The sequence below is a fragment of the Cognaticolwellia mytili genome (genome assembly GCF_002104475.1).
In the GTDB taxonomy this organism is placed as follows: domain Bacteria; phylum Pseudomonadota; class Gammaproteobacteria; order Enterobacterales; family Alteromonadaceae; genus Cognaticolwellia; species Cognaticolwellia mytili.
Window position 1 is genome coordinate 303,153 of record NZ_NBOF01000004.1, and the last position, 11,961, is coordinate 315,113.

11 protein-coding genes are annotated in these 11,961 nt (G+C 37.6%); 8 read left to right on the forward strand and 3 right to left on the reverse strand.

Annotated features, from left to right (window positions below; translation table 11 throughout):
- Window positions 1–6 precede the first annotated feature (6 nt).
- The 6 genes from bufB (at window position 7) to B7C41_RS14930 (ending at window position 5,146) form a co-directional block, all read left to right on the forward strand.
- Complete coding sequence (gene bufB, locus B7C41_RS14905) at window positions 7–876, forward strand: MNIO family bufferin maturase (RefSeq protein ID WP_235839743.1); 870 nt, start codon at window positions 7–9, stop codon at window positions 874–876.
- A gap of 98 nt (window positions 877–974) precedes the next feature.
- Window positions 975–1,751 carry an HvfC/BufC N-terminal domain-containing protein gene (locus B7C41_RS14910; RefSeq protein WP_143764412.1) on the forward strand — a complete coding sequence of 259 codons (777 nt, stop codon included), beginning with the start codon at window positions 975–977 and terminating at the stop codon, window positions 1,749–1,751.
- A gap of 265 nt (window positions 1,752–2,016) precedes the next feature.
- Window positions 2,017–3,438 carry a COG3014 family protein gene (locus B7C41_RS14915; protein ID WP_211279538.1) on the forward strand — a complete coding sequence of 474 codons (1,422 nt, stop codon included), beginning with the start codon at window positions 2,017–2,019 and terminating at the stop codon, window positions 3,436–3,438.
- Between the two features lie 58 nt (window positions 3,439–3,496).
- Entirely contained in the window at window positions 3,497–3,973 is a 477-nt protein-coding gene (locus B7C41_RS14920; protein WP_085299744.1) for a YcfL family protein, read from the forward strand.
- Window positions 3,974–3,991: 18 nt separating this feature from the next.
- Window positions 3,992–4,594: a penicillin-binding protein activator LpoB gene (lpoB, locus tag B7C41_RS14925; protein WP_085299745.1), complete on the forward strand. Its 603-nt coding sequence runs from the start codon at window positions 3,992–3,994 to the stop codon at window positions 4,592–4,594.
- An 84-nt stretch (window positions 4,595–4,678) separates the two neighbouring features.
- On the forward strand, window positions 4,679–5,146 hold the full coding sequence (locus tag B7C41_RS14930; protein ID WP_085299746.1) for an outer membrane lipoprotein: 468 nt from the start codon (window positions 4,679–4,681) through the stop codon (window positions 5,144–5,146).
- A gap of 127 nt (window positions 5,147–5,273) precedes the next feature.
- Here B7C41_RS14930 and B7C41_RS14935 read toward each other — a convergent pair whose 3' ends face one another.
- Window positions 5,274–6,293, reverse strand: a complete 1,020-nt coding sequence (locus B7C41_RS14935; protein WP_085299747.1) for a fatty acid desaturase — start codon at window positions 6,291–6,293, stop codon at window positions 5,274–5,276.
- A gap of 171 nt (window positions 6,294–6,464) precedes the next feature.
- A complete protein-coding gene (locus B7C41_RS14940) occupies window positions 6,465–6,797 on the reverse strand; it encodes a PBPRA1643 family SWIM/SEC-C metal-binding motif protein (protein ID WP_085299748.1) in 333 nt (110 codons plus the stop codon).
- 337 nt (window positions 6,798–7,134) lie between these two features.
- Here B7C41_RS14940 and B7C41_RS14945 point away from each other — a divergent pair, with 337 nt between their 5' ends.
- The gene (locus B7C41_RS14945; protein ID WP_085299749.1) at window positions 7,135–9,213 is read left to right on the forward strand and encodes a sensor domain-containing protein; all 2,079 of its coding nucleotides are present in this window, start codon (window positions 7,135–7,137) and stop codon (window positions 9,211–9,213) included.
- Window positions 9,214–9,398: 185 nt separating this feature from the next.
- Complete coding sequence (locus B7C41_RS14950) at window positions 9,399–10,025, forward strand: 3'-5' exonuclease (RefSeq protein WP_085299750.1); 627 nt, start codon at window positions 9,399–9,401, stop codon at window positions 10,023–10,025.
- Between the two features lie 153 nt (window positions 10,026–10,178).
- On the opposite strand, the gene B7C41_RS14955 is transcribed toward B7C41_RS14950, so the two are convergent.
- Window positions 10,179–11,843: a formate--tetrahydrofolate ligase gene (locus B7C41_RS14955; RefSeq protein WP_211279539.1), complete on the reverse strand. Its 1,665-nt coding sequence runs from the start codon at window positions 11,841–11,843 to the stop codon at window positions 10,179–10,181.
- Between the last annotated feature and the right edge of the window lie 118 nt (window positions 11,844–11,961).

Genomic DNA, 11,961 nt, shown 5'->3' on the forward strand with positions numbered 1-11,961 from the left:
AGCAACATGGAAGGAGAGCATTCGCTCTCCTTTTCTAAAGCTTGTGTGCCTGATCATTTTCTAGGATTTGGCTTAGGTCTTAGAACTGAACATTTTCAAGATGTTATTGACAACAAACCGGCAATTGATTGGTTTGAAGTTGTGTCTGAAAACTTTATGGTTGATGGCGGTAAACCTAAACATTATTTACATAGTATTCGCGAACATTACCCTATGGTGATGCATGGCGTGTCTTTGTCGATAGGGTCAACTGATCCTATTAATTTTGATTATTTACGTAAGTTAAAAGTGCTGACCAATGAGCTACAACCAGAATGGATTTCAGATCATTTATGTTGGACAGGCGCCCATGAAAAAAATAGTCATGACTTACTGCCATTACCCTATAATGATGAAGCGTTAACACATGTTTGTCAGCGTATTGAGCAAGTGCAAGAGTTTCTAGGCCGACCAATATTACTTGAGAATGTTTCAAGCTATTTGACTTACAAAAGCTCTGAAATGACCGAATGGCAGTTTTTCAATGAAGTTGCTCGCCGCTCAGGCTGTGAAATATTATTAGATATCAATAATATTTATGTCAGTGCTCGTAATCATGATTTCAATGCTGAAGATTACCTTAATGGTATTACTAAGGAAAAAGTGAAACAGTTCCATCTGGCTGGGCATAGTGATTATGGTGATTACGTTATTGATACCCATGATCACCCTGTTGCGGATCCTGTTTGGCTGCTTTATCAAAAAGCGTTGCAACGTTTTGGCTGGATAAGCACCATGATAGAACGTGATGACAACATCCCACCATTAGCAGAATTATTAGCGGAAGTAGATACTGCGCGAGCGATTGCGACAAAAACCTTAGGCTCACTTACTTAATTCATAGATAATTTTGTTATCAACAGCAAAATAACGAGTACGTTTCTTGTAAGTGAGTGGTTGAGCCACTAAAAATAAAAAGATGAGTGAAAAATAACGTGAGCGAACTTTCATTACACACGCTACAGCAACAAATGATAAACTACTTAATTGATGATGAATTAACCATTACCCATCAAGTTGAAGAGCATGGTGGTATTAGCCGCGATGCCCGTTTACATATCTATAAAAACGCTTATCAAATGCGGTTAAAAGAAACTATTGATAACGATCATGAACAATTAGGTATTTACCTAGGTGATGACTTGTTTGATCAAATGGTTGATGGTTACATTAAAGCTTATCCATCCAATAACACCTCATTACGTAATTTTGCAGATGCGTTACCTGAGTTTCTAGCTAATCATGCACCATTTAATGGCTATCCATTAATCAGCGAATTAGCACACTTTGAACGTTTACTGATGGTGGCATTTGACGCCGCTGACACCGAACGTTTTACCCGAGAACTGCTAATAGAAATTCCGCATGAGCAATGGCCAACGTTAGTTTTTCGCTTTCATCCTAGTTTACAAATTTGTCACTTTAATTTTAACACTGTGGAAACTTGGCAAGCATTAAAGCAAGAAAAGGCACCACAACCTGCAACTAAAATAGCAAATACTTGGTTGTTGTGGCGAAATAAGCAGCGTTTAACTCAATTTAGATCAATCTCTCAAGTAGAATTTTCATTATTAGAAATGATACTAAAGGGGAGTGACTTCTCTAGCTTATGTGATTATTTACTCACGCAAAACCTCGAAGAAGACGTTAGCCAAGTTGCACTGAACTATTTATTAGCGTGGATTGACGACGGCATTTTAGCTAACCGCTAGAGATGTATTTTTCTAACGGTAGCAATTAACATTTATTTCTGACTTAAAATAGAACCAGTTGATTGCTTTTCCCCTTCAACAGATAATATTTCTTACGCTTTTCTTACAATTTCTCAACAAAGTATCTATTGCCCTTACGTGCAAATAAGCTTAATTTAACCTTAGATTTAAGTCGTTAGCTTTATGGCTTTAAGCGGAGACTAATTTAGTTTTGTTGTTTAAAAGTGACAGTATTAAAGAACCTTTGGGAAATAGTATTATTCAGATGAACAAACACATTTCAACCAATGTCTTGGTGACCGTGCTAATTACTGTATTGTCTGGTTGTGCCTCATTACAATTTGCTGACATTTTTCAAGGCTACACTAGTCAAATGAAGCCAGTAAAAGCGGCGCAGAGACAAGGTGAGTTTGTTAAGGCGCAAAGCATTTTGGGGCAACGCTCGGCAAGTAACGGCAGTTATGTACTTAGTTTACTTGAACGAGCACGTTTACAGTTTTTAGCGTCTGACTTTCAGGCCAGCCAAAAAAACTTTGCTCAAGCTTATGTGTTAATAGAGCAGCAACGAAATAAAGCAAAAATACAAATTAGTAAAGGCATAGAAAAACTTGGAGCAGTAGTTAGCAACGACAATGCTATTTCTTATCAAGTGCCTTACTACGAGCAAGGTATGTTACATAGTTACCAAGCGCTAAATTACTTATTTCAACATGACTTTGAAGGCGCATTAGTCGAAATTCGCCGAGCAAACCTGGTACAAGAAAATGCCTTGAAAGCTTATCAAGACGAAATTTACAAAGCTGAAAGTGAGTTGGCTAATTCAGGTATGAGCTCTGGTAGTTTGGATGGTACTTATCCTAGCATGGCTGAAAGCATTGGAGAGGTGAAAAATGGTTTCCAAAATGCTTTTACTTTTTACCTTTCAGGCATTTTATATGAAGCAAGCGGCGAGCTAAATGATGCATACATCGACTACAAACGAGCAATAGAAATATATCCGGAGAATCATTACTTACAGCAGGATGTTTTACGATTAGCAACAAAGCTAGGTATGCAAGATGACTTAGACGAATTTGAACAACGCTTTGGCTCATATCAATCAGAAAAATCTGAAAGTGAAGGGCAGGTGGTTATACTTTTCGAGCAAGACATTGTTAATAGTAAGCAAGACGTAGGCTTAAATTTACCCATTGGTAGAAGCAATAGAGGTTTAAAGTTTTTTAGTTTCTCTTTGCCTGTTTATCGCGGAGCATTGCCACAACACAGTAATTTAACGGTAAGTAATGCGGGTGAAAGCTACGAGTCAAACGAATTGGTGCGTATTCAATCGTTAGCGGCAAAAGATTTACAAGACCAATTACCGTCATTATTAACCCGACAAGTTGTTCGAGTTGTTGCCAAAGAGCAAATGAGACAAAAACTTAGCCGTGAAGCTGGTGATGTTGGCAATATATTAGCAAGTATTTATAACATCGCTTCTGAAAGAGCTGATACACGTAGTTGGTCAACCTTGCCAGATGAAGTTGATATTGTGCGAATGAATGTACCAACAGGCAAACAATTATTGCAAGTACAGGTGCATGGGCAAATGCAAAATATTGAAGTAAATGTGCAGCCAAATAGAATTACCTTAATCAATTTTTCTGCTATCGGTAACTATACTGGTTATCAGAGCATTAATTTATAAAACAATGAAATCCACACAGCAAAACTGTGGCGGTAAAGTGACTAAACCAGGAGGAAGCATGTTGAATAGCAAGAAGAGTAAAACAACGAGTCAAAAATTTGCATGTAGTTTAAGTGTGATACTACTCAGTGCTTTTGTTATTACCGGGTGTGCGAATAGCAAGCCTCCTGTGACATCAGGCACGGGAACAAGCCCAATGACCCACGGTGACGACTTTAATAAACACCTTGAAATACATAACGATGAACTTGCAGAACGTTTATATATTAGCGATGTAAAGTCACGTAAAAATAATGGCTTATTAGAAGTAAATTTAGAACTTATAAGCCGCTACGAAAAGTCGCAAAAATTGCAATATCATTTTAATTGGTTTGATAGTGACGGCTTTGTTATCGAATCAAGAAAAACATCCTGGAAGCCTTTAGATTTACATGGTTTACAGTCAACAACATTACGAGGTTTAGCACCTAATATAAATGTTAGTACGTTTAATGTTTATGTTCGTGAAATCCCTGAAAAAGCATACGAATATTAATAGTTAAGGAAAAGAATTATGAACAAACTAGCACTGATAACAACCCTAGGCTTAACACTAACGCTTGCCGTTGGTTGTGCTAATAAATCTGTTGTACGTTATGGCGATGCCACGGCAGTAGAAACGACAGATATTAACTTTGGTTCAACAGACTTACAAAAAGTTGCTGCTGAAATGACTGACTCATTATTGCTTTCACCAGTAGTAGGTACCTTAACGCAAAATAAACGCCCAGTGATGTTCGTTGAACGCCTGAAAAACAAAACTAGCGAGCATATTGATACGGAATCTATTACCGACTCTATTTCAACTAAATTATTACGCTCAGGCAAGTTCCGTTTTGTTGATATGGGCCGAGTAGAGGCGGCACGTGAACAGCTGAAATTTCAACATGAAGGGGGTATGGTTGATCCAAATAAAGCTTTACAGTTTGGCCGTCAAATTGGCGCACAATATATGTTGTACGGTAACTTATCGAGTATCGTAAAAAGTAATCAAGATAAATCAGACGTTTACTATAAATTTACTTTACGCTTAATGGACCTTGAAAGCGGCCTTGTTGAATGGGCTGACGAAACCGAAATTCGTAAAACTAAAGTGAAAGAATCTGTCGGTTGGTAAGCCTATTAAACTGAATCTAGTAAGTTGAATTTAGATAGCTTCACAGTGTTTGACGTTATCTAATTAATGAATAAGGAGAACGATATGAAAGCTATTTACTTATCGTTGATGTGTTGGCTGGCGCTAATACCTTTTGCCCAAGCTGACTATGATAGAAATAAAGCCGTACCAGTAGAAAAAGTGCTATTTGGTCAAGTGTTGTCAGTACGTAACATTACCGAACAAGAATTGATTCAAGATAAAAACCAAGGTTGGAAAACTTTTGGCGGTGCACTTATTGGCGGCGCTATTGGTAATCAATTTGGCAGTGGCAGTGGTCGTGATGTTGCCACTATTCTCGGTGCGCTTGTTGGTGGCTCTATTGCACATAATAGAAACCCACAATACCGCGAAAAAACGCTACATTTAGTAGAGTTGATGATCAAAGTCGACAATGGCGATGAATACATGGTGGTGCAAGATTTAGATCGCCGAATGGTATTTCAGGCAAGAGATGAAATTCGCATGATTTACCTAGCTAATGGCTCTGTGCGTATTGATAAACAAATGTAGCTTCGCAGTATTAATTTTTTAGTTAAGGTTTCAGATAAAAGGCTTAGTAGAGATTCTAGGCCTGTATATTTTTAGTATCGTGATTATCACACGAGCATATGAAACTTAAACCGCAGTTACAATTTTATCAAGCATTCTGTTTTTCTGTTAGGCTAAAACGATTGGCACGGACGAGGCTATGAAAATCATTAAATCTGATCCCTTGTTCACGCATGACCTGATGTACTTCTTTCGCTATCAATTGTCTGATATAAAAAGGCTGACGGACATAATAATGATGAATGATGTGGGTGCTACCGAAATTACAGCATAATAACTGTATTGGGAACAACGCCCAGTGATTGAGTACTTGGCATTGTTTATTTAAGTGATCAACATCGCCATAGTAATGCAAGGTAGCGCTGATACCGTGAAGACAAAGTGCGCGTAAGGCATTGGGTAATAACCAAACAACGGCCAAAATATTTAAAAACTCAATCACCGCTAATAGCTTGTATGAATAATCTACCGATAAACTCAATACTGGCGCAGCAGCTTGATAACTATGAAAAATTAAAAAACTGTATAAGGCCAATAAGTAAATATAAGCCAGTGGAGCCCCCTTCAGAGTAAAGTCAAAATAATTAAACTGCTTTAGTCGACTTAATTCTTTTGCTCTAAGCGTGATCGAAATAAAAGTATCGAGAGAAATAAGTAACCGATAAAACCCAAACTTCATGCCGTTACCCAAAATACGCTCTTCTAAATCATTTTCAGTTCCGGATGTTTTGTGGTGGTTTAAATGCATTTTCTGGCGATACCAGGGGTTGACTGTGTTAGGGCGCATTAACCAAACGAGTGACATCATCATGTGGTAGGCAATTTTATTTTTGCGAAAATATAATCGATGGATTAAATCATGCTCAAGTTCGTGCGAAAGTGCAGCAAAAAAGGTGCTAAGTATAATCGTTAACCAAGCAGGAAAGCCCCATAAAATATATCCTAATGCAGAAGTTACCATACCTAAGAGTGCTATTGTCAATATGATTAAACCGATAGTGTTTTGATGTTCTAGTAATGACCAACGAGCTCGGCAATGGCCATCAGCTGTTGCTATCGCTTGCTGAATGATTTCTGCTGTCTGACTATCATTATAATTTTGATGCATAGGGATGGTTGATTAGCTTAATGATTGGTAGATGATGCTTATAACAAGTTGTAAGAGTTTACACGTAGCTATTATTTGCACTTAACTCACTACTATTTTATTTCTTTGCAATAAGATAGTAGTGATGCTTAAAACTTGAGTAATGTTAAACAGTGCAAGCTTGACATATTACTAGCCACAACACTTTTTATACTTTTTGTTACTGCCACATGAACAAGGATCATTACGGTTTGGCGTTTTTTCGAACGTCGTGGTAACAGGCTTGTTTAATACAGCATTAAGCTCATCGATATTTTCATCATTGGCACTATCTAGCGTGATCTCGGCAAATAGCTGATTATCGGCAACTAAGGTTGCGACGGCTAATTTTCTCTCTTCGCTAGTAACTGTTAGCGTTAATGGGTTTTTTTCAGTGCCAAGTTTAACGGTTCGTTTAGTGTTATAACCTGTTTTTACATGATTTTCTCTGGTGTGAATACGGCCTTTGTAATACAGATCGTGCATAATGAACTCCGCTAATTAAATACTTAATTTTAGCGCGGCAGTATAACGTAAAAAGTTAAATAGTCGACAGCTGAATTGAATAACTCAATTTTTATTTACTTGTATCAATGACAATATTAAAAGCCTTTATATTGTAATTGATGGCTTTTGCGAAAATGCTTTTGAGGTATCGTAGAGGCGAGGGCTTTTTTTAGCTAGCAAAAACCTGACTTGTGAAGGCATTCATTCTAAAAAAATAGTAGCGACTTATCCTCATGTAAATTTGATTCAGAAAAGCAAGTTTAATTATTTAGGACTAATATAATGTTATGTAATGTTATTTTGGCTTTTATAGACAATGAAATCATCCCAAATGAGTGATGCATTAATTCATCAATATATTATTAATGATCCTCTTCATCAATTATTTGATGCGGTGGATGCTATTTCTGTGCAAGGGTACGATGAAAAGCGTAGGGTTATTTATTGGAATGTCGGTAGTGAATTACTATATGGCTACTCTAAAAAAGAGGCGTTGGGAAAAAAATTAGAAGAGCTTATTATTCCTGAACCCATGTGTGATTTGGTGGTTGCTGCACATAGTGATTGGATAAATCAGGGGATAGAAATTCCAGCATCAGAAGTGACTTTACGGCATAAAAATGGTCATGAAGTTAATGTTTTTTCAAGCCATGTCATGTTTACCAATCAATATAATCGACAACAAATGTATTGTATTGATATTGATTTAACCGATGTGAGATATGCCCAAAACCAAGTTATATTGAAGGAAAACATGCTTGAGGCCGTATTTGAAGCAATTCCAGACTTGTTTTTTTTGATGAAAGAAGATGGCACTATCGTTGATTATCATGCGGGTAATAAGAATAATCTTTTTATTTCGCCAGAGCAGTTTATTGGCAAACTTATGGGCGATATATTACCAAGCGAAGTTGCGAAAAAATTCCGAATTCATATTGAAAAGGCATTACAAACAGAAGAATTTTCAAGTTTTGAATACGAATTAACTCTACCGCACGGTGCGGCTTATTTTGAAGCCAGAATTAGGCACTTACCTGAACATAATCAAGTGATAACTATTGTTAGAGATATTACTGAGCAACATAAGTCAGCTGAAATTATACGACAGCAGGCTTATTTTGATACGTTAACCTCATTACCTAATCGTTTTTTGGCGCTGGATCGTTTGTCCCAGATGCTTAATGAAGCTCAAAGGAAAAATGATAAAACAGCTGTACTTTTTCTCGACTTAGATGATTTCAAAAAAGTTAATGATTCATTAGGTCACGAAGTAGGTGATAAGTTGCTAATAGAGTCAGCTCATCGGTTAAATAAAGTTGTACGTCAAGAAGATACTGTAGGGCGCCTAGGTGGTGATGAATTTATTGTATTGCTACGCAGTATAGCTGATGATCATAATGCATTAGTTATTGCTGAAAACTTACTTACCACTTTCAGAAAGCCTTTTGAAATAGATGGACGAGAATTAATCCTGACATTGAGTATTGGTATTGCTATATCGCCTGAAAATGGTCGCTGTGCTTCTGATTTATTACGCAATGCAGATACGGCAATGTATCAAGCAAAAGCGCTTGGGCGGAATGCATATTCGTTTTTCACCAAAGAAATGAACATAACGATGATACGTCGTTTTGAAATTGAAGAACAAATGCGTAGTGCTATAGAACATGATGAATTTGATGTCTATTATCAGCCTCAATTTGATGCCAATAATGAAAGGATTATTGGTGCAGAAGCCTTGCTTCGTTGGCATAACCCGATGTTAGGTCATATAACACCAAATGAATTTATTCCAATTGCTGAAAATACTGGGTTAATTGTACCTATTGGACGATATGTCATTATGCAAGCACTTAAGTTTTTAAATAGATGGCAAAATATTGATCAACGAAAGTATACAATGGCGATTAACTTGTCCCCACGTCAATTTAGAGATGTCGATCTTCTTAGCTTTATTAAAAAATTCCTTACTCAGGAAAATATTAGTGCGAAAAGCTTGGAGCTTGAAATAACTGAAGGTGTATTAATGACTGGGCAATCATATATTGAAGATGTGTTAACAGAAATCCACCGTTTAGGAATAAAGTTATCAATGGATGATTTTGGCACAGGATATTCATCGTTGAGCTATTTGAGGCAATATGACTTTAATGTATTGAAAATTGATCGAAGTTTTATTAATGGCATAACATTAAATAAGGCTGATTATGACCTTGTTAAAGCTACCATTGCAATGGCGCATAGTTTGGGGCTAACTGTTGTTGCGGAAGGAGTCGAGAAACGAGAACAAATGAAACTATTGAAAGAACTAATGTGTGATCATGTTCAAGGTTTTTACTTTAGCAAACCTTTGCCAACTGAAGAGTTAATCGAGTTTTCAGCACACTATAAGTAACAAAAAAATCAGCTGTTAAGCACTCTTAAAATACTTTTAAATAGAACAGTTCTTAGCCCTAAAAGATAGACAGAGCTAATCTTCCTATAATTTTCTAATAAGAGTGTCTTGTTATTAATGAGCTTGAAAATAAACTATGCGATAATTCAATCGTATTTATTAAAGTTATTGAAAAGGAAGCGTTAGTGTTAGCTAGCTCGATAGTCGTACTCGATTTTGAAACTACGGGGTTATCTCCAGACCAAGGAGACCGAGCCATTGAAATAGGGGCGGTGAAATTAGAAAACGGTATTGAAGTTGATAAGTTTCAAGCCTTGATGAATCCAGGCCGTCGCATTAACAGTTTTATTGAAAACTATACTGGCATTACTAATCGTATGTTAGCGCCTGCGCCATCTTGTGCAAAAGTTATGGCGGAGTTTGCCGATTTTATTGGCGATAGTAACTTGCTTGCTCATAATGCATCATTTGATAGTCGCTTTTTAAACGCAGAATTGGCTCGTATTGATCGAGAAGTGCTCGGTGAATTTACCTGTTCGCTATTAGTGTCACGCCGTATTTATCAAGATGCGCCAAATCACAAGTTGGGCACCTTGATTAATTACAAAAACATTGCTGCTGATGGCAGCTTTCATAGAGCGTTATTTGATGCACAGATGACTGCTAAGCTTTGGTTGAAGTTACTTGATGATATTCGCGAACGTCATGATATTGAGGAAATACCGTTTAGTTTAATTAAGCGTTTGGCTAAAACACCAAAAGCACAGGTAGCAAAATTATTATCAAACTATGCGACTAAAATACGCAGCTAAAGCTTTTCACTGTCTAATAATAATTCTACAAAATAAACTAGAAATATATGAAAAAAAGGGTGAAGTATTACGCAACGTAAATTAACTTCACCCTAGTTTTATTCACAATTTTTGATGTTTAACTATTTACATCAACTCCTGCTGTATTCATGGTTATTCAACACCGGTAATGACGCCGTTTTCAAGTAATTGCACATCATTTGCTGCAGGGCGTTTTGGTAGCCCTGGCATACGCATGATATTCCCCGTCAACACTACTAAAAATCCAGCACCAGCGTTAATTTGAATTGAGCTTACGGTAACTTCAAAATCACGTGGTCGACCGTGTAATAAAGGGTCATCAGAAAGCGAACTCGGCGCTTTAGCAATACAAATAGGCAAGTGCGTTAAGCCAAGTTGTTCAACATGCTTTAAATCTTTTTCAGCTTGCTTTGAAAAGGCTACATCGTCAGCGCCGTACATAGCTCGGCTAACTAATCGCACTTTTTCTAAAACCGGTTCGTCTAATTGATATAACGGAATAAAAGGTTTACTTTTATCGACCGCAGACATCACCATTTTTGCTAAATCAATCGCACCTTTACCGCCTTCTGCGTGATGGCGAGTCTCAGCAAATGAAACGCCTAATTCAATGCAACGGTTACGAATAATACCAACTTCGTCGTCGGTGTCGGTCGCAAAGCGATTTAATGCAACTACTGCATGTTTATTAAAAAGTGCAACACTTTCGATATGTTTATCTAAGTTTTCCAAACCTCGTTGAACAGCGGTAATATCCTCTTCAACTAAATTGTTTTTGTCTTTCCCACCATGCATTTTTAACGCGCGTACGGTTGTTACTAAGACCACAACATCAGGGTCTAAGTCGGCAATGCGGCATTTAATATCAAAGAATTTTTCGGCGCCTAAATCAAAACCAAAACCTGCCTCGGTAATCGCCCAATCCGCATGGTGCATCGCCATTTTAGTGGCGATAACACTATTACAACCATGAGCGATATTGGCAAATGGACCACCATGAACAAAAGCTGGTGTGCCTTCAAAACTTTGCACTAAGTTAGGTTGTAAAGCGTCACGTAATAGCGCCATCATCGCGCCCGTAATTTCAAGTTGTTTAGCGACTACTGGCTCACCGTCGTAGGTATAGCCGATAAGTGTTCGGTCTAATCGTTCTTTTAAATCTTTTGCGTCATTTGCTAAACAAAGCATGGCCATTACTTCAGAGGCAGCGGTTATATCAAAGCCACCTTCACGTGGTATACCCTGCATTTTTCCGCCTAAACCTAAGACTATTTTTCGTAAACTACGATCGTTCATATCCATCACGCGACGCCAGACGATTTGTCGTGGGTCAATGTGCAGAATATTGCCTTGATAAATATGATTGTCGATAGCCGCTGATAGTAAGTTGTTGGCGCTAGTAATGGCGTGAAAATCGCCAGTAAAGTGTAAGTTTATACGATCGCCCGGCATTATTTGGCTATAGCCGCCGCCGGTAGCACCACCTTTCATTCCTAAGCATGGGCCTAAAGAAGGCTCGCGTAAGGCTAAACATACCGATTCATTTAACTGGGTGAATGCTTGCCCTAAACCAATAGTTGTGGTGGTTTTCCCTTCACCTGATGGTGTTGGTGTTGTCGCCGATACTAGGATAAGTCGACCTTGCTTACCTTGAGGTTTCTTTAAAGCATTAACATCAACTTTTGCAATATCACGCCCATAAGGGTTTAAATCTTCAGGTGATATATTAAGTGCAGTACTAATTTCTGAAATTGGACGTGGAGTGAACTGCTGTGCTATTTCTACATCGGTGGCCATATGCATTCCTAATTCTTGTTTAGTTTTTGTCTGATTATGGTATTAGTTATTTGCGTTAGAAAAGTTAATCTAACCTTAATTTACCGAGCATTAGTTGATTTGCAACAAAAGCTATACG